Consider the following 19,280-nt stretch of genomic DNA (forward strand, 5'->3'; position numbering starts at 1 on the left):
GAGGGCGGGTCGGACACCTTGCCCCTCCGCCGGTGCGGCAGCGGTTCCGCCCGTACCCTCCGGCGCGGCAGCACTGCTGTCCCCCGCCGCGGCAGCAGCACCGCCGTCCCCCCGGCGCGGCAACGGTAGCGCTTGTGCTCTCCGGCGGGGCAGCGGTACCGCCGTCCCCTCCGGCGCGGCAACGGTAGCGTTTGTCTCCTCCGGCGCGGGAGGGAGGACAGCGCCCCGATGCCGCGCCCGCGCGGAGGCGGGTGAGCGGGCCCCTTCCGGGGGCTCAGGCGATGGCGAAGAGGAAGTCCTCCGCGTGGAGATCGCTCAGCGCGGTGTCGCGCAGCCGCAGGACCTCCCCGCTGTCGGTGGCGATGACCACGTTGCCGTGGCGCTCGGCCATGTCCTCCTGCAGCGCCTCGAAGCCGGCGTAGCCGAAGGCGGTGAGGTCGATCCGGTCGCCCTCGCCCGCGTCGAAATCCGCCGCCACGTCGATCTCCGCGCCGAGGTCGAGGCGGAAGATGTCCGCCCCGTCGCCGCCGCGCAGGATGTCGAACCCGGCACCGCCGGCCAGCAGGTCGGCGCCGTCGCGGCCCATCAGGCGGTCATCGCCCGCGCCGCCCTCCAGCACGTTGTCGCCATGGCTGCCCACCACGAGGTTCGCGCCCTCCGAGCCCAGAACGTCGATGCCCGATTCGCCGCGCAGGCGGATCTCCACCACGCCCGCGCCCAGCACCAGCGTGCCGGACACCGGCGCGTCGGCCCGCACGATCAGCGCCTCCGCCGTCACGTTGGCGGTGCCGAAATCACCGATCGCGGCGCCATCGTCGACATTCACCCGCCAGCCGTCCTGCGCCGCGGCCAGCGCACGGTCGAAGCGGGCGAACCCGTCCACCCGGTCGTAGCCACCGCCCTCCGCCGGGGCGGCGATGCGCACGTCGGCGACGAGGTTGATGCCCACGATCACCGGGTCATGGTCCGAGTTGCGCAGGGCCGAAGCCGCATCGAAGATGTCCGGGTCGCGGCCGTAGTCGGTGTTGTAGTCCAGCGCATCGGCCTCGTCGGAATTCACGTGCCATTCCGTGACACCGGCGACCAGGCTCGCCCAGCGCTCGTTGGCGAAGGCATAGTCGAGCGTGCCGGTATAGCCGTCGAACACGTAGGACCAGGCCTCCTCGCCGATGAACTCCCGCGCGAGGTCCACGTAGCCGGCATCGACCAGCGCCTGCACCGGGTCCTCCATGGCGTAGGAGTTGTAATCGCCCAGCATGATGGTCCGGCCGCTCTTCTCGCCGGTCGGGGCGCTCTCCAGCCAGTCGGCCAGCGCGAGGGCGGCGGCGAGGCGCGTGGCGTTGTTGTTGCCCGCGCCGTCGCCCTGGTCCGCGTCGGCGGCATCGCCGGAGAGGCTGCCCTTCGACTTCAGGTGGTTCACCACGGCGGTGAAGGACTTGCCGGTCTCCAGGTCGCGGAAGGACTGGGCCAGCGCGGGTCGGTTGAGGTCGGAGCCGGTGCCCAGCGGATCGAGGAAGGCCTCCGTCTCCAGCGTGGCAAAGCCGCCCCGGGTCTCCACCGCGGAGGTGCGGTAGATGAAGGCGCCGGTGATGGCGTCTCCGCCCAGAGTGCCGGTGTTCACGTAATCGTAGGTGCCGACGCCCAGCTCCGCGTTCAGCGCCGCCACCAGCGTGGCGAGCGGGGTGGAATTCGGGTCGTTCTCGATCTCGACCAGGCCGACGACATCGGCATCCATCTCCACCAGCGTGGTCACCAGCTTGTCGAGCTGGCGCTGGTATTCCTCCGGCGTGTTGGCGCCGCGCGGCTCCTGGCCATTGGCGGTGAGGGAGCCGTCGTCGAGCGTGGTGAAGAAGTTCAGCACGTTGAGGCTGGCGATGCGCAGGTCGCCGCCCACCTCCTGCGGGCTGGTGTCGGCGGGGTTGGTGTCCTCGAAGACGTTCTCGCCATCGCTGGTCGCACGCACGCGCCAGGTGGTCGGCGAGGAGGACTCTCCGCCCCACTGGTAGTCGAGCACGCCGGTGAGCGTGCCGATCGTGTCGCCCATCGAGGGCGCGGTGGCCGTGGTGAACGGGTCGAACCCGTCAAGGTTGGTGATCGGGGCGTTCTGCACCGACAGCCCGTCGTCATAGGTGATGGAGTGCTGGCCCACCTCCTCCAGATAGGCCGCGTAGCCCGCGGCGTCAGGCGCGTGGGTCTGGGTGTACTGCATGGGCCGGTCGCCCTGAACCAGGCGGATCTCGTTGAACCGGTCGAGGTTGAACATCTCGGTGATGGTCAGGCTCTCGGTGAAGCTCACCAGCATGCCCTCGGCGAACTCCAGGTCCGGCACCACGTCCCCGCCCGCATCGACCATGGTGCCCACGGTGGAGAGGTCGATCGCGGCCGCCGTCGGCAGGGCGTTGCCCGAACTTTCCACCGTGACGGAGCTGAGCGCGGTAAGCTCGGTGAGGCCGAAATATTCCGAGACCGTGCCGACCACGCTCACCACGTCGCCCACCTGCACGTCGGTGCCGAAGGCGCCGTCGTAGACGAAGATGCCTTCGGAGGTGCGCGCGTCGCCATCCGCGTCCGCGTCCTCCTCCTGCAGGTAGAAGCCGCCGAGGTTGCGGCTGTCATCCGCGTCGCCGTTCTGGAAATCGCCGGTCACCACGGCGCGCAGCATCACCTGCTGCCCCTCCAGCGGCGAGGCGGCGCCCGCGCCCTGTACCGCGCTGATCAGCGTGGGCTCGGTGGGAGCGGGGGTGTCGGGGTCGTCCGGGTCACCGGGGTCCTCGGTGGCGGGGTTCGGCGCGCCGGGCGTGCCGTCGGGGGTGGAGAAGTCGAGCAGGGTCTCCGACCAGGCGCCGCCGTCGCCGTCGCGGAACCCGCCGGAGGGCAGGAAGCTGCCGTCCGGCCCGATCACCGCCGCGGCATAGGTCGCGTCCCCCGCCCCGCCGTCGGTGAGCGCCACGCTGTCGGCGAGCGTGTCCCAGGGCGTGCTGTCCAGCGCGCCGTCGTCCTGCGCGTCGAGATCGTCCCCCACGGCGCCGGTGAACCCGTGCACCAGAAAGTAGCTCGACGTGCCGTTCTCGAAGCTGTTGTCGGCGATGCCGAGATCGGCGGTGACGGAATAGGTGCTCTGCGCCGTCGGGCTGGCGGCCAGGAACAGCCCGTCCGCGCCGATGCTCTGGCCCGTGAGGTCGATCGCCAGGTCGATGGTGCCGGCGTCCGCGCCGTCCCCGTCCAGCCCGATGAGCGACCAGCCGTCCAGGCTCGCGCCCGCCGCGCCGTGCAGTTCCACGAACTCCCAGTCCGAGCCGGAGGTGGAGACCTGGATCTCGTTGATCATCAGCGGCACGGTGGTGTCATGGCTGCCGAGGCCGGAGAAATCGTCCGTGGCGCTGGCCGTCCAGCCCTGCGTGGGGTCGAAGGCATCCGCGGGGTCGGTGTCGCCCTCAAGCACGCCGGCATCGCGGCGCAGGGTCATGTCCTGGGTGCCCAGCGGGTCGCCGCCCCATTCGGAGCCGGGGTCCACCCCCACCTGGCCGATGGAATCGACCACCGTCTCGCCGCGCACCAGCACGATCGCATCGTCGCCGTTGAACAGGCCGGACCCGGTGGTCTGGTCCGCCTCGGCCAGGATCGCCGGGTCGGCGGAGGCATGGGCGAAGACGTAGACATCCCCCGCCGCCACGGTGCCGGTGAGCGCGAAGCGCGTCGCCGTCGTGTTGCCGTTGAAGTAGATGTCGATCGCGTAGCCCGCGGCGGCGAGGTCGATCGCGGCGCCGGTGCCATTGTAGATCTCGAGGGCCTTGTTGCTGCTGCTGCCTTCGACGTACTCGCTGAAAATCAGGTCGGACGATGCCATCGCTTCTCTCTCCGCTGCTGCCGCCGCGCCGGGCGCGGGATGTTCGGGGCGGAGACTGGCCGAACGTGACGACAGAATTGCGTCAGATCTCTCCGGACCCCGGGCCCCCGTCCCGCACCCATTCACGCATCCCCTGCCCGCGCGATCCAGCCCTGCGGTTGAACCGGGCCTGCGTCACTCCACCGCAGGAAGAGCGCGGGATCAGGAATGTTCCTCGCGCCCGGCCTTCACCAGGGCGGCGGAGAAGGCGCGCAGCGCGTCGGCTTCATGCAGCAGGCCCACGGGTTCGGCCCCGCGCAGCACGGCGAGCACGGGAACCGCGCCGTCGCGGAACAGCGGCATCGCGGCGTCAAGACGGGCGCCCTCCTCCAGAACCCGCCCCTCCGCCATCAGGGCGGCGGCGCGCGGGGCGTCCCCGGGCTGCAGCGGCCGGATCAGCGCCGCGAGGCCGATGGTGCAGGCCACGTAATCCTGCACGCCGCGCGCGATGGGCTTTCCCTGCCGGGCAAGCTGGGTGAGGAAGAAGGACCGGGTGACCAGCCGGCTCGCCAGCGCGGAGGAGAGCGAGACCGCCAGCATCACCGCGACGCCGGTATGCCAGTCCCCCGTGAGTTCGAAGACGATCATCGTGGTCGAGAGCGGCGCGCCGAGCACGCCCGCGGCCACGGCCCCCGTGCCGGCCAGCGCGTAGAGCGCCTCGGTGCCCGAGACCCCGGGCATCAGCGCCGTGGCCACATGCCCGAAGGCGAGCCCGGTGAGCGCGCCGATCATCAGCGAGGGCGAGAAGATTCCGCCCCCCATGCGCCCGCCGAAGGTGAGCGCCACGGCGATGACCTTGGTCGCCACCAGCACCACCGCCGCCCAGAAGCCGAACTCGCCCAGAAGCGCGCTGCGCGTGGTCTCGTAGCCCACGCCGATGATGTGCGGAAAGCCCAGCGCCAGCAGCCCCAGCAGGAAGCCGGAGATCCCCGGCCGCACCCAGCGCGGAATGCGGAGGCTCGCCGTGACGGTGTCGGCCACCGCCTCGGCCAGCAGCACCGAGCGCACCAGGATGGTCGCCACCAGCCCGCTCAGCAGGCCCAGCAGCATGAAGGCCGGCAGTTCGACGTAGAAGGCGAGCTGGCTCACCGGCAGGTGGAACTCCGTCACGTTGCCGATGTGCAGCCGGCTCACCACCGCGCCGGCCACCGCGGCCACGGTGATCGGGGCGATGGCGTGCAGCGCGAAATGGCGCAGCACCACCTCCAGCGCGAACAGCGCCCCGGCGATCGGCGCGTTGAAGGAGGCGGCGACGGCGGCGGCCGCGGCGCAGCCCATCAGGTCGCGCGCGGTCATGCCGTCGGCGCGGATGCGGTCCGCCACCCAGGAGGAGATCACCGCGCCCAGGTGCACCACCGGCCCCTCGCGCCCGGTGGAGCCCCCGGTCGACAGGGTGATGAGCGAGGCGAGGGCCGAGGCCAGCCCGGCCCGCCGGTCCACCCGCCCGTCGTGCAGCGCCGCGCCCTCGATCACGGTGGTGACGGAATGCACCTTCCCGTCATGGGTGAAACGGTGCAGCAGCACCCCCACCACCAGACCGCCCAGAACCGGGATGGCCAGCACCAGATACCAGGGCGCGGAGGCCAGCGTGGTGGCCAGCGTCACGTCGTCGGCGCCGTAGAGGAAGGTCTGCAGCTCGAAGATCGCCATCCGGAAGCCGACGGCCGCATAGCCCGCGGCCAGCCCCGTGGCGAGCGCGGTCAGCCAGAAGCGCATCCGGTTCGGCCCGCGCGCGCGCGCCGCCATCCAGCCCCGGCGCAGGTCTGTCAGAGCCTCGGTGAACGGTCGGGAGAGAGGGGGCAAGGCATCAGTCCGTCAGGAGCTTCAGAGCGATATCCGAACCAGAATTGAAGGATCGGCAGGTAAAGTACACCCCCCTTCGGATGCGCGGTCGGCCATCACCCCCGGCGGCGGATGCCGATGGGCGCGCCGGCCTGGGCGGGGCGTTCCAGCCCGGCATGGGCCGCGCGCAGCGCCGCGATGCGGGCCTGTGCCTCCGGCGGATAGGGGGTGGAGCGTCGGGTGGTGAGGTCGACGTTCATCAGCAACTGCTCGAGCGTGGCGCAGAGCGCGCCATCCGCCTCCCGGCGCATCTCGGCGAAGACGTGCAGCCGCTTGGCATCGGCGTCCAGCAGCCGGAAGTTCACGCGGAAGGCGGCCCCCTCCAGCAGCTCGTCGAGATAATGCATGTGGCTCTGCAGCGCGTAGGGCCCCTGCCCGGTCTCCGCCACCCAGGCCTCGCCGAGCGCCAGCGCATCGGTCAGGAAATGCTCGAAGGCCTGGTCGAAGGCGATGGCGTAGTAGCCCACGTTCATGTGACCGTTGTAGTCGATCCAGCCGGGGAGGACGTGTTGCAGCGGGGTGGCGACGGCGCTGGCCTCGGGCTGGTCTGTCATGGTGATGCCGGATCCTCTTTCGTCCCGCAGGGCGCACGCGTATGGTGTCGCCGGATTCACTCCCGAGGAGCTTTCGATGCCGCACGATACCGCCATTGCCCGCCTGCGCAACCTGTTGGGTGACCGCCTCAGCACATCCGATGCGATCCGCGATCATCATGGGCAGAACGAAAGCTACTATCCTGTCACGCTTCCGGACGCCGTGGCCTTTCCCGCCTCCACCGAGGAGGTGAGCGCGGTGATGACCATATGCCACGAAGAAGGTTGCCCGGTCGTTGCCTGGGGCACGGGAACCTCGCTCGAAGGCCACGCCCTGGCCTTCCGCGGCGGCATCACCCTGGACCTGAGCCGGATGGACAAGGTGCTCCAGGTCAACGACGAGGACCTGGACGTGGTGATCCAGCCCGGTGTCACCCGCGAGGCCCTGAACACCGAGCTGCGCGCCACCGGCCTGTTCTTCCCCATCGACCCGGGCGCGAACGCCTCGCTCGGCGGCATGGCCGCCACCCGCGCCTCCGGCACCACCGCCGTGCGCTACGGCACGATGAAGGACAATGTCCTCGCGCTGGAGGTGGTGCTGGCCGATGGCCGGGTGATCCGCACCGGAACCCGGGCGCGCAAGTCCTCCGCCGGCTATGACCTCACCCGCCTGATGGTGGGGTCCGAGGGCACGCTGGGCATCATCACCGAACTCACCCTGAAGCTGCACGGCCAGCCGGAGGCGATCTCCTCGGCGATCTGCGCCTTCGACGGCATCGACGCGGCGGTGAGCGCGGTGCAGATGGTCATCCAGATGGGCATCCCGGTGGCGCGCATCGAATTCGTCGACGCGATGTCGATCCGCGGGTTCAACGTGCATGCCGGCACCGCCATGCCGGAGATGCCGCACCTGTTCCTGGAGTTCCACGGCTCCGAGGGCGCGGTGGCCGAGCAGGCCGAGCGCGTGGGCGAGATCGTGGCGGAGTTCGGCGGCGGCGATTTCCAGTGGACCAACAAGCCCGAGGAGCGCAACGCGCTCTGGCACATGCGCCACAACGCCTATTACGCGGCCAAGGCCCTGCGCCCCGGCTGCTGGGTGCTGACCACGGATGTCTGCGTGCCGATCTCCCGGCTGGCGGAAGCCGTCACCGTCACCCGGGCGGACATCGACGCGAGCGCGCTGGAGGCGACCATCCTGGGCCATGTCGGCGACGGCAACTTCCACTGCGCCATCCTGGTGGACCCGGACAGCCCGGCCGAGCTGGCCGAGGCCAGGGAGCTCGCTCACCGCATGAACGCCCGCGCCCTCGCCATGGGCGGCACGGTGACCGGCGAACACGGCGTGGGCCTCGGCAAGATGAAGTACATGGACGAGGAACACGGCGCGGCCTGGGCGGTGATGGCCCAGATCAAGCGCGCGCTGGACCCGAGCAACATCCTCAACCCCGGCAAGATGGTCGAGGTGAACTGACCCCTCCGGGCACGCTCCCCGGGCCGGCCAGGCCCCGGCGGAGAGTGCTTTGCGGGGCGCCCCGGAAAGCACCCCTGCAGTACCCCGAAGCGCGCGCCCGCAGCACCCTGCCGAAGCGCGCCCGCGGCACCCCGGCAAGCGCGCCTGCGGCAGCCCGGCAAGCGCGCCTGCGACAGCCCGGTAAGCGCGCCTGCGGCGCGACGATAAGCCCGCCTGTGGCGCGACGCCCCGTCGCACCGGACAGAGACCCGCCCCTCAACCCGGCCGGATCTCCCCGCAAGGACCTGCCTCGCGAGGTGGCCGGATCTCCGCACAAGGGCCTGCCCCCCCGGGACAACCGCCCCCGCGGCAATGTATTGCTCCGCGAGATGACCGCCCCCCGACAACCGCCTGTTCCGCGAGAGGGCCGGAGCCTCCGGACACGGACACGCCCCGGCAGCACCGGACCCTGCGCGCGGAGCCGCGCCCCGTGAGAGAGCGGCGTTTCCGGACGAGAGCGCTGTCGGCGGAAGAGGCGGCACCGATCTCCAGGCCACGGGCGCCCCTGATCGACGTGGGGCGCGTCCGGAGCGAAGAGACCGCCGGCCCGGCAGGCGGCCGCGCCCGGCCCGCCGGCAAAGCGCCGGATCAGCTCTCGATCAGGGCGCGGGCGGCTGCGAGGGCTTCGGGGGTCACGGTCTCGCCGGAGAGCATCCGGGCGATTTCGGTGCCGCGTTCGGCTTCGTCCAGCTTCTCCACGGCGGTGCGGGTCTGGCCGCCCTCCACCGATTTGCGGATCCGCCAGTGGTGCGCGCCGCGGGCCGCGACCTGGGGCGAATGGGTGACGACCATCACCTGGCCGCCCTGTGCCAGCGTCTCCAGCCGGCGGCCCACGGCGGCGGCAGTGGCGCCGCCCACCCCGCGGTCGATCTCGTCGAACACCATCGGCAGCCCGCCGGACCGCGCCGCCAGACACACTTTCAGCGCCAGCAGGAAGCGCGACAGCTCCCCCCCGGAGGCGATGCGGTTCAGCGGCCCCGGCGCGGTGCCCGGATTGGTGGAGACGGTGAAGATCACCTCGTCGCGCCCCTCCGGCCCCGGCTCGGCGGCGGAAATCGCGGTCGCGAAGCGCGCCCGGTCCAGCTTCAGCGGCGCCAGCTCGGCCACGATCTCGCGGTCCAGCCGCCCGGCCGCCTCCGCGCGCAACGCGCTCAGCGCGGCGGCCCGGGTGTCATAGAGCGCCTCGGCCTCGCTCACGGCGCGTTCGAGCTTCGCAAGGCTCTCCGCCCCGCCGTCGATCACCTCCAGCCGGGCGGCCAGCGCCTCGGCCAGGTCGGGCAGCTGGTCCGGCAACACCCGGTGCTTGCGCGCAAGGCCGCGCAGCGCGAACAGGCGCTCCTCGGTGGTCTCCAGGTCCTCGGGGCGGAAGTCCAGGTTGCCGAGCGCGCGCTCCACCCCCTGCTGGGCCTCGCCCAGTTCGGTCAGGGCCCGCTCCAGCGCGTCGAGCGCCTCGTCCAGCCCGCCCTCGGCCCCGTCGGCGGCGCCGGAGAGCCAGCGGCTGGCATCCCCCATCAGCCCCTCGGCACCGGCGGGGCCCAGCGCCTCGGCGGCCCGGGCCACGTCCTCGCGGATGCGCTCGGCGGCCTGCATGCGGCGGCGCGCGATGTCGAGCGCCTCGTCCTCACCGGGCTGGGGGTCGAACTCCGCAAGCTCGGCCACCGCGTGGCGCAGGAAATCCGCGTCGGCGGCAGCGCTCTCCTGGGCGGCACGGGCCTCGGCCAACGCCCGGCGCGCGGCACTGGCGGCGCGCCAGGCCGCGCGAGTCTCCTCCACCAGCGGGCCGGCGCCGGCGTGCAGGTCCAGCAGGCTGCGGTGGTTGCGCGGGTCCAGCAGCCCGCGGTCGTCCTGCTGTCCGTGGATCTCGATGAGCGTGTCGGCCAGCGCGCGCAGAACCTCGGCGCCGCAGCGCGCATCGTTCACGAAGGCCCGGCTGCGCCCGGCGGAATCGATCTGCCGGCGCAGGATCAGCTCGTCGCCCCCCGGCAGCCCGGCCTCGGCCAGGATGCCATGCGCGGCGTGGCCCTCGGGAAGGTCGAACTCGGCGGTCACCGAGCCCGAGGCCGCCCCCTCGCGCAGCAGCGACCCGCGCCCCCGCCCGCCCAGCGCGAAGCCGAGCGCGTCGAGCAGGATCGACTTGCCGGCCCCGGTCTCGCCGGTGAGCACGTTGAGCCCCGGCCGGAAGGCGAGGTCCAGCGCCTCGATCAGCACGATGTCGCGGATCGTGAGCCCGTGCAGCATGGTGTTCCTTCCGCGAGGCTCAGAGCCAGCGCCCGAGCACCACCTGATCGTAGATGGATCTCAGCCAGCCTGTCCCGGAGGCCTCCGGCCGCAGTCCGTTGTTGGTGAGCAGGGTGTAGCTGTCCTGATACCAGGGCGACGCGGAGAAATTGTGCCCCAGGATGGCGCCGGCCGTCTGCGCCTCGTCGGTCAGGCCCAGCGCGAGGTAGCTCTCCACCAGCCGGTGCAGCGCCTCCGCGGTCTGCGACGTGGTCTGATACTCCTCGATCACCGCGCGGAAACGGTTGATCGCGGCCAGGTAATGGCCGTTCTTCAGGTAATACCGCCCGATCGCCATTTCCTTGCCGGCAAGGTGGTCCATCGCCAGGTCGTACTTCAGCTTGGCCTGGCGGGCATATTCCGTGTCCGGGTAGCGCAGCTCGGTTTCGCGCAGGGCGCGCAGGGCCTTCAGCGTCAGCTCCTGGTCACGGCCCACGTCCACGATCTGGTCATAGTAGGACAGGCCGATCAGGTATTGCGCGTAGGCGGCATCCTTGTCCGCCGGATAGAAATCGAGGTAGCGCCGCGCGGCCTGCTCGGCCTTGTCGAACTGCTGGCCGCGGTAATAGGCGTAGGCGGACATGATCATCGCGCGCTTGGCCCAGCTGGAATAGGGGTAGAGCCGCTCCACGTCATCGAAGAGCTGCCCGGCTTCCTCGGCATTGCCCCGGTCCAGCTGCGCCTCGGCATCGGCGTAGATCTGGTCCGCCGGGCGGTCGTCCTGGGTGACCTGTTCGTTGTCGCCGCCGCTGCATCCTGCGAGCAGGATCAGAAATGCGCACGACGCCCCCTTCAGGGCCTTGCCAAACTGAGCCATCACCATCCTCTTCGAGCTTCATCCTGCGTCGGGCTCCCCCGGCGTTCGGCACCGGGCATATCACGAGAAAACCGGCTTGCCAAAAGGTATCGGACCGCCGCACCGGCCCCGCGCCCGCCCGCTCCGCGCCCCGGACGCGAAAGGCCCGGCGCCACGCGGGACAGCCCGCCGGCGCAAGGCGATTCCGCCCCGGTTCGGGCCTTCGCGTTCACGTTGTCTTCACGATTTCGCTGTCTGCTGACCCCTGCCCGCTCCGGCACCCGGAGCATCCGTTTCAGCCGCTCCGGGCGGAGGCCGGGGGGAGTGAGGAGCGCGTCAGCAGAGGGCCCCGTCAGGAGAGGACGCCGCCCGTGCCCGGCCCGCGGCACCTTGCGGGCGCAGGCAGGCCGTGTCGCGGACCTGTGGGTCAGACGGCGACGCTGAGCGCGGGCATGTGGAAACCCTGCAGGTAGGGGGCGCCCTCTGCCGCGGTGACGAATTCGATCGCCCCGTCGGTAAGGAACAGCTTGCGCAGCAGCTTGTTGGTCAACCCGTGGCCGGCCCGGATGCCGGTGTAGCGGCCGATGATCGGCGCGCCGGCCAGCGCGAGGTCGCCCACGGCGTCGAGCATCTTGTGGCGCACGCACTCATCCTCGTGGCGGAAGCCCTCGGGGTTCAGCACCCGGCCGTCTTCCACCACGATGGCATTGTCCAGCGTGCCGCCGAGCGCGAGCCCGCGGGAGCGCATCATGTCCACCTCTTCCTGGCGGCAGAAGGTGCGGCTGTCCGAGAGCTGTTCGGCGAAGGTGCCGTTGACCATGCTCAGCGTCTTGTGCTGGTGGCCGATGGCGGCGTCGGAGAAGTCGATCTCGAAGTCGATCTCCAGCCGGTCCGCCGGCGCGAGGATGGCACGTGCGTTGCCCTGCTCCACCTCGACGGTCTTGCGCACGCGGATCACCCGGCGCGCGACGCTGAGGCTGCGTAGGCCGGTGGCGCGGATGGCCTCGACGAACACCCGCGCGCTGCCGTCCATGATCGGCACTTCCGGCCCGTCGATCTCGATCAGCGCATTGCTGACGCCACAGCCCGAGAGCGCGGCCATCAGATGCTCGATGGTCGAGACCGTGACCCCGGAGGCATTGGCGATGCGGGTGTTGAGCGTGGTGTCGGACACGGCGTCCCACGCGGCCGGAACCAGCGGGTCGCGGTCACGAACGTCCACCCGCTTGAACCAGATCCCGTGTTCTGCGATAGCCGGGCGCACGGTGAGCCGTGCAGGGCGGCCCGAGTGCAGGCCAGTCCCGACCAGAGAGAATTCGCGTCTCAATGTGGTTTGCATGTCTTCACCCGCGCTCGATGTTTTTCTTAACTATTGTGCGATTATCAAATAGGCGGCGCGGCCAGTCTGCTCAATTCACTCTTTGTGACGCTCTGCAACATGATCCGCCGGGCCCCCTCCGGCCTTGCACGAAGGCGATTGCACGGGAAACGCATCTCCGCGAGTTCGCGTTCCGATTCCCGCTGTTTTCGTGTGTTTTCCACCGGTTCCGGGGCGAAGGTGCCACCGCGCGGCGCGATCACGAAAATTGCGTCGATATGTGCAACCCTCGGGCTGCGCGCCTGCGGGGGGGCACCCCCGCACCGCGCCGCACCCCGACTCGCGCCCTCCCCGCACAGGCGGTGTACGCGGGCGTCGTGAGGCCGCTGGACAGGCGTCGCATCGTGTCGCGCCCCCGGTGCGGGCCGCGCATTCGTGTCCTGAAGGCGGAATGCCGCCGGCGTGTCAGCTGATGCGCCTGCGACGGACGGGGCAATCACGCCGCCGGGCGGGCATGAAAAAGCCGGCCGCGATGCGGCCGGCCTGAGGTGGTCGGGGACGTGCCTCCCGGAGAGAGGCCTGCCCGCCCCCGCGTGCCCGGCGCCCTGGCGGGGCGCTGCGGCCAGTCAGCCGGACCATGCCCGGCGCGGGGAGGCACCGACCGTCCGGCCGGTGCCCGACAGGGATCTCGCGATCAGTTGGCCTGGCGCCGCAGAAAGGCCGGGATGTCGATCCGGGCCTGCTCGTCCTCGTCCACGCGGCGCGGGGCGGCCTGCTTCATCTCGGGCTGACGACGCTCGGCGGCCGGGGCGGCGGAGGCCTCGCGGCCGGCGGCAGCCTGCTGGCCGGTCATCCGGTGGATGAGGCGGTTCAGGGCCCCGCGCTCCTCGGCCTGCGAGAGGGCATGCGCCTGCTCGGCGGTCGGGCGCTGCACCGGCTGCTGCTGCTCGTTCGGCACCTTGTTCACCGCGGCCTGAAGGCGGCGCAGCGTGTCGGGAGACGGCTCCCCGCGGCGCGGGTGCTCGGGCGCCGCGGCAAGGGGTTCCGGCTCGGCGGCGGCCGGGGCCGGAGCGGCCTGCTGCACCGGCTCCTCATGATGCGGGTTCTGCGGCGGCACGAAGGTGTGGATCGCGGCCGTCGGCTCGGCCGGCTGCTCGGCGGGAGCCGGAGCGGCCTGCTCTGCCACCGGCGCCGGGCGGGACTGCTCGGCGGAGCGGCGCTGCGGCACCGGGGGGGCGATCTCGCGGGCCACGGCATCGATGCCGGTGGCGACCACGGAGACGCGCATCACGCCCTCCATCGACGGATCCAGCGTGGAGCCGATGATGATGTTGGCTTCCGGGTCCACCTCGGCGCGGATGCGGTTGGCCGCCTCGTCGAGCTCGAACAGGGTGAGGTCGTCACCGCCGGTGATGTTGATGAGCACGCCGCGCGCGCCCTTCAGGCTGATCTCGTCGAGCAGCGGGTTCGCGATGGCCTTCTCGGCGGCCTGGATGGCGCGATCCTCGCCCTCGGCCTCGCCGGTGCCCATCATCGCCTTGCCCATCTCGTCCATCACGGAGCGGACGTCGGCGAAGTCAAGGTTGATGATGCCGGGGCGGACCATGAGGTCGGTGACCCCCTTCACGCCCTGGTAGAGCACGTCATCGGCCAGCATGAAGGCCTCGGTGAAGGTGGTCTTCTCGTTGGCGAGCCGGAACAGGTTCTGGTTCGGGATGATGATCAGCGTGTCGACCACGGCCTGCAGGTCGTTGATGCCGGTCTCCGCGATCCGCATCCGCTTGGTGCCCTCGAAGGTGAAGGGCTTGGTGACCACGCCCACCGTGAGGATGCCCATCTCGCGGGCGGTCTTGGCGATGATCGGGGCGGCTCCGGTGCCGGTGCCGCCGCCCATGCCTGCGGTGATGAAGCACATGTGGGAGCCCGCGAGGTGATCGACGATCTCCTCAATGCTCTCCACCGCGGCGGCGCACCCCACCTCGGGCTTGGCGCCCGCGCCCAGACCCTGCGTGACCTCGGAGCCCAGCTGGATGGAGCGCGAGGCGCGGCTCTGCTGGAGCGCCTGGGCGTCGGTGTTCGCCACGACGAACTCCGCGCCCTCGAGGTTTTTCGCGATCATGTTGTTCACGGCGTTGCCGCCGGCGCCGCCGACGCCGAACACAGTGATACGAGGGCGCAGTTCACGCTCCTCCGGCATTCTCAGATTGAGGGTCATAGCAATTCCGCCTGTGTTTTCTGCCCGGCCACATTTTCGCGGCATTTTCGTGCCGCTTGCGCGGCGCCTCCCACTCGGTTCCGTGAGGTATGTGCCAGTTGCCTGCTGGCCCTCGGCGGAGACGATGTGGTGTTGATTCGAAAGTTTAACCTAAACTTAGAGACCGGTCACGCCGGAATATGGCCGAATCCGGACCGAAATGGTTAACCAAGGGGTTGTCCGGGCAGGAAAACCTGCATCGGACCACCCCCTCACCAGTTCTCCCGGAACCAGCGCATCGCGCGGCGCAGCCGCAGCGGTCCGTGGCGCGCGGGAAGGTCGAAATCCCAGCATTCGTCCTGCGGCCGGGCGGCGTAGGCGGCAAGGCCCACGGTGGCCGAGAACGGTGCCGCGGTGGCCGGCAGCGGCAGGCCCTGGATGCGCAGCGGCCGGCCGATGCGCACCTGCCGGCCGAGGATGCGGCTGGCGAGGTCTTCCATGCCCGGCATCTGGCTGGTGCCGCCGGTGAGCACCACCCGCTGGGAGGGGAGGTATTCGAAGCCCGCGGCGTCGAGGCTGGCGCGCACGTCCTCCAGGATCTCCTCCACCCGCGGGCGGATGACGCCGATGAGCTCGGTGCGCGAGATCTGACGGCGCTCGTACTCGCGGTCGGCGCCGATGCGGCGCAGCTCCAGCATCTCGCGGTCGTCCATGCCGGTGGCCTGCAGCTCGCCGTGCAGGGTCTTGGTGCGCTCCGCATCCTCCACGGGGGCGGCGAAGGCCTGGGCGATGTCCTGGGTGATGTGCTGGCCGCCGAGGCGGACCATGTCGGCGAAGATCATGTGCCGCTTGAGGAAGACGGAGACGGAGGTGGTCTCCGCCCCCATGTCCACGCAGGCGGCGCCCAGCTCCATCTCGTCCTCCACCAGCGCCGAGAGGCCGGAGGCATAGGGCGAGACGGCCACGCCCGCGAGGTCGAGGTCGCAGCGCTTCACCACATGGGCGATGTTGCGGATGGCGGCATGGCTCACGGTAAGCATGTGCATGTCCACCGAGAGGCGCGCGCCCACCTGGCCGCGCGGGTCCGCGAGGCCGGTGCGATGATCGAGGGTGAAGTTCACCGGCTGGGCGTGGATCACGTCGCGCCCCTCGCCGAAGGAGGGCATGTCGCAGGCGGCAAGGGCCGCGCCGATATCCATGGCCGAGACTTCGCCATTCGCCACGCCCACCTCGCCCGACACCCCGTAGGAGCGCGGCTGGCCGCCGGCGATGGAGACGATCACCTGGTCCACCCGGGTGTTCGCGTGTTTCTGCGCCTGGGCGAGCACGGTGCGGATGCCGCGTTCCGTCTCGTCCATCACCGCGATCTCGCCCATGCTCACCCCGCGCGAGCGGGTGGAGGAAAAGCCGATGGCGCGCAGCGCGTCCAGCCCGCCCTGGGAGCCGTGGCCGTCCGCGCGGTGGGCGTCCAGCCGCTCCACGTCCACCTTCAGGATGAGACATGAGATCTTGGAGGACCCGATATCGATCACCCCCACCACGCCGCGCCGCAGCGCGGAGCGCAGACGGTCGCGCATGTAGCGCTGGCTCTCGAAAAGGCGGGAACTCATGTTTCTTCTCCTTGCGGGGTCGCGGTGCGCGAGCGGTTCATTTCGCCGATCGCGTAGGGCGTGAGGCGCAGCACGGGGCGTTCGCCGTCGCGCATGTCGATATGGGTCGCATCGCGCGAGAGCAGGTCTTCGGCCTGCTGCAGGGCGATCACCCGTTCCAGCGCGGAGAGGGCGCCCTTCTCCGGCAGCATGATGCGCTGGCCGCGGTCGAGCACGATGTCCCAGCGCCGCTCGCCCACGCGCACGAAGCCGCGCAGCCGGCTCACGATCGGCCGGGCGATGCGCAGCAGCGCCAGCGCCTCGGGCACCGCCTGCTCCGCGCCGGTGCCCAGCAGCAGCGGCAGGTCGGCGCGCACCGCGCGGTCCGAGATCTGGGCGATGCGGTGGCCGTCGGTGTCCAGCAGGGCCAGTTCGTCGCCGTCGCGCAGGATGGCGGCCGGCTGCTGCTCCACGACGGAAAGCGCCAGCACGTTCTCCCCCACCACGGAAACCCGCGCCTCGCGCACGGCGGCAAGGGCCTCCACCCGGTCACGCACCTTGGCGAGGTCGAGGTCCAGCGAGGACACCGGGAAGGCCACGCCCACCGCTTCGGCGATCTGGGCCTTCAGCGGCTCGGAGGCGCCGGTGATGCTCATCCCCACCAGGCGGAACTCGCGCCGCTCGCGCACCGCGTCCACGGCCCGGGCGTAGACGGTATCGAGGGCCTCCCGGGTTTCGGGGCGCGAGAACAGCAGCCAGCCGGAGCCCACCAGCACCAGCGTGGGGATCCAGATGCGCACCGCGGCACGTACCCAGGGGCGCAGCCAGAGCCGGCCCAGCCGGTAGCGGATGCGCGAGGGCGCGGGGTCGCGCTTCTGGCGCGGCGCCGGCGGCGCGGCGGCGAGGGCCGGCGCGGGCGCCGGCGTGTCACGTTCGGCGATCAGCGGCTGCAAGAGGCGTCCTCCACCAGCCAGCGCGTGAAGGCGCCGAAGGACATGCCGGTGTAGGCGGCCTGCTCGGGGGCGAGCGAGGTCGGCGTCATGCCCGGCTGGGTGTTGGTTTCCAGCAGCACCAGGCCGTCGAGCCCGCGGCTCTCGTCCCAGCGGAAATCGGTCCGGCTCACGCCCCGGCAGCCCAGGGCGGCATGGGCGCGCTCGGCATAGTCGAGGCAGGCGCGGGTGATTTCTTTCGGCAGGTCGGCGGGCAGCACGTGGCGCGAGCCGCCCACGGTGTATTTCGCCGAGTAGTCGTACCAGCCCTCGGTGATGATGTCGGTCACCGCCAGCGCCTTGCCGTCCAGCACCGCGACGGTGAGGTCGCGCCCCGGCACGTAGCGTTCGACCATCAGCCGCCCGGGCATGGCCCCGTCCAGCGCGGCCGGGGCGTTCGCGCCCTCGGTCACGAAGTAGATGCCCAGCGAAGAGCCTTCGTTGTAGGGCTTGACCACGTAGGGCGGCGGCATGGGGTGTGAGCGGCGGATGTCCGCGGCATCGACCAGCATCGCCTCGGCCACCGGCAGTCCGGCAGCGGCATAGGCCTCCTTGGAGCGCAGCTTGTCCATCGCGAGGGCCGAGGCCAGCACGCCGGAATGGGTGTAGGGGATGCGGAGCCATTCGAGCAGGCCCTGGACGCAGCCGTCCTCGCCCCAGCGGCCGTGCAGCGCGTTGAACACCACGTCAGGCGCTGTGGCGCGCAGATCCTCCGCGAGGCTGTCGCCCGCGTCGATCTCCACCACTTCGTATCCTTCGCTCCGGAGTGCTGCGGCGCATTCCCGGCCCGTGACGAGCGAAACCTCGCGCTCGCCCGACGGCCCGCCTAGGAGTACCGCAATCCGGGGCTGTGTCCTGCTCGACATGCCCGCCTCGTATCCTGCCCCGCTGCCGGGGTCTGGTGACCGACGCCCCGTTGCGGCGCGCCGGCTGTTCCGCGCTGGCGCGGAGTGCCTGTGCCCCTGCCGTTGCGGGGCGCGCCCCCTGCTCCGGGGCCGCTTGCCCCGTATGCCGGGGATCCTGTTTCCCCGCGTGGCGGGGTCTTGCGCCCCTCGCAGGGGCTCCTCATGCAGCCGGGCATCCCCCGGCGACCACTGGCGCCCGCCCGCGGCTCTCGCGCCCCGCGCAGGCCGAAACCCGGGCCTCGCCCTGCCCCGGAGGGCCTGAGGGCCGCCCCCGGCGGGGGCGCCCAGTCATGCCACCGGGCCTGTACCCGGCGCGAACCGCATCTCTCCCGGGGCCGGACACGCCCCTGCCCCGATCACCCCACGCCCTGACCCAGGGCTGCGAGACCGCGCCCCTTGCTCCCGGCCCGCCCCGCCCCGCCTGCCGGATCGCCCCCGCAGGCTCCTCGGACCAGGCTCGCGCCCCCGCGTCAGGGCGCGGTCGCGAGCGGATCTTGGGGCGCGCGGAGACCGACGCGCATTATTTCCCAGTCTAGCGTTATTCCGCTGATATTCAAAACTCTTTTGCGCACGTCCTCGCCCAGGTCCTCGAGGTCCGCCGAGGTTGCCCCGCCGGTGTTCACGAGGAAATTCGCATGCATGGGCGACATCTGCGCCCCGCCGCGCCTGAGGCCCCGGCAGCCGGCGTCCTCGATCAGCTTCCAGGCCTTCAGGTCATGCACGTCATCGGCCCGCCCGGTGGAGGAGAAGCCGGCCGGGTTGCGGAAGGTCGAGCCGCAGGAGCGCTCCGTCACCGGCTGGCTGGCGGCGCGGCGCGCCAGCGCCTCCTCCATCGCGGCGGCAATCTCCGCCGGGTCTCCCGGGCGGCCTGCCAGCACGGCCTCCACCACCACCGCGCCCTCGGGCACCGCGGAGGACCGGTAGCCGAAGCCGATCTCGGCGGCGGAAAGGCGCCGCGGCGTGCCGTCGCGGGTGACGATGGTCACCTCCTCCACCACGTCGGCGGTGTAGGTGCCGTAGCAGCCGGCGTTCATCTTCACTGCGCCGCCGATGGCGCCGGGGATGGTGCGCAGGAACTCGAGCCCGGCGATGCCCGCCTCGCCCGCCTTGCGCGCCACATGGGCGTCGAGCGCCGCGGCGCCGGCCCGCACCCGGTGGCCGGGCAGGATCTCGATGCCGTTGAAGCCGCGCCCCAGCCGCAGGGTCACCCCCAGCAGGCCGCCGTCGCGGATGATGAGGTTCGAGCACACGCCCACCGGCAGCAGCGGGATCGCGGGGTCGAGTGCGGCGAGGAAGGCGGCGAGATCCTCGCGGTCCGCCGGCTGGGCCAGAACCTCCGCCGGCCCCCCGGTGCGCAGCCAGGAGAGCCCGGCCATGTCGCGGTTCGGGGTGAGGGTGCCGCGCAGCGGCGGCAGGGTGTCGGCGATCAGGGTCATGGCAC

At 71.3% G+C, this 19,280-nt stretch carries 12 protein-coding genes; 1 reads left to right on the forward strand and 11 read right to left on the reverse strand.

Features of this window, described 5'->3' with window-relative positions; all coding sequences use genetic code 11:
* Window positions 1-274 precede the first annotated feature (274 nt).
* The 3 genes from FDP22_RS00990 to FDP22_RS01000 all read right to left on the reverse strand — a co-directional run bounded on the left by FDP22_RS00990 (window position 275) and on the right by FDP22_RS01000 (window position 6,282).
* Window positions 275-3,847 (reverse strand): ExeM/NucH family extracellular endonuclease, encoded by a 3,573-nt coding sequence (locus tag FDP22_RS00990; RefSeq protein ID WP_138577146.1) that lies wholly within the window; start codon window positions 3,845-3,847, stop codon window positions 275-277.
* A gap of 201 nt (window positions 3,848-4,048) precedes the next feature.
* The gene (locus tag FDP22_RS00995; protein WP_138577352.1) at window positions 4,049-5,632 is read right to left on the reverse strand and encodes a chloride channel protein; all 1,584 of its coding nucleotides are present in this window, start codon (window positions 5,630-5,632) and stop codon (window positions 4,049-4,051) included.
* Window positions 5,633-5,784: 152 nt separating this feature from the next.
* Complete coding sequence (locus FDP22_RS01000) at window positions 5,785-6,282, reverse strand: thioesterase family protein (RefSeq protein WP_170317543.1); 498 nt, start codon at window positions 6,280-6,282, stop codon at window positions 5,785-5,787.
* A 76-nt stretch (window positions 6,283-6,358) separates the two neighbouring features.
* Between FDP22_RS01000 and FDP22_RS01005 the strand changes: the two genes are divergently transcribed.
* The gene (locus tag FDP22_RS01005) at window positions 6,359-7,732 is read left to right on the forward strand and encodes an FAD-binding oxidoreductase (protein ID WP_138577142.1); all 1,374 of its coding nucleotides are present in this window, start codon (window positions 6,359-6,361) and stop codon (window positions 7,730-7,732) included.
* Between the two features lie 627 nt (window positions 7,733-8,359).
* Here FDP22_RS01005 and recN read toward each other — a convergent pair.
* From recN to murB, 8 genes are all read right to left on the reverse strand, one after another.
* Window positions 8,360-10,009, reverse strand: coding sequence for a DNA repair protein RecN (gene recN / locus FDP22_RS01010; protein WP_138577140.1), 1,650 nt, complete (start codon window positions 10,007-10,009; stop codon window positions 8,360-8,362).
* A gap of 19 nt (window positions 10,010-10,028) precedes the next feature.
* Entirely contained in the window at window positions 10,029-10,865 is an 837-nt protein-coding gene (locus FDP22_RS01015) for an outer membrane protein assembly factor BamD (protein WP_138577138.1), read from the reverse strand.
* Window positions 10,866-11,271: 406 nt separating this feature from the next.
* Window positions 11,272-12,183, reverse strand: a complete 912-nt coding sequence (lpxC, locus tag FDP22_RS01020) for a UDP-3-O-acyl-N-acetylglucosamine deacetylase (RefSeq protein ID WP_138577136.1) — start codon at window positions 12,181-12,183, stop codon at window positions 11,272-11,274.
* A 673-nt stretch (window positions 12,184-12,856) separates the two neighbouring features.
* Window positions 12,857-14,377: a cell division protein FtsZ gene (ftsZ, locus tag FDP22_RS01025; protein ID WP_138577134.1), complete on the reverse strand. Its 1,521-nt coding sequence runs from the start codon at window positions 14,375-14,377 to the stop codon at window positions 12,857-12,859.
* 251 nt (window positions 14,378-14,628) lie between these two features.
* Complete coding sequence (gene ftsA / locus FDP22_RS01030; protein ID WP_138577132.1) at window positions 14,629-15,966, reverse strand: cell division protein FtsA; 1,338 nt, start codon at window positions 15,964-15,966, stop codon at window positions 14,629-14,631.
* A complete protein-coding gene (locus FDP22_RS01035; RefSeq protein WP_138577130.1) occupies window positions 15,963-16,898 on the reverse strand; it encodes a cell division protein FtsQ/DivIB in 936 nt (311 codons plus the stop codon). Before FDP22_RS01035 ends, ftsA begins: the two co-directional genes overlap by 4 nt.
* Window positions 16,886-17,800 (reverse strand): D-alanine--D-alanine ligase, encoded by a 915-nt coding sequence (locus tag FDP22_RS01040; RefSeq protein ID WP_138577128.1) that lies wholly within the window; start codon window positions 17,798-17,800, stop codon window positions 16,886-16,888. Before FDP22_RS01040 ends, FDP22_RS01035 begins: the two co-directional genes overlap by 13 nt.
* A gap of 509 nt (window positions 17,801-18,309) precedes the next feature.
* Window positions 18,310-19,275 (reverse strand): UDP-N-acetylmuramate dehydrogenase, encoded by a 966-nt coding sequence (gene murB, locus FDP22_RS01045; RefSeq protein ID WP_138577126.1) that lies wholly within the window; start codon window positions 19,273-19,275, stop codon window positions 18,310-18,312.
* Window positions 19,276-19,280 lie beyond the last annotated feature (5 nt).

It is taken from the genome of Paroceanicella profunda (assembly GCF_005887635.2).
GTDB lineage: Bacteria > Pseudomonadota > Alphaproteobacteria > Rhodobacterales > Rhodobacteraceae > Paroceanicella > Paroceanicella profunda.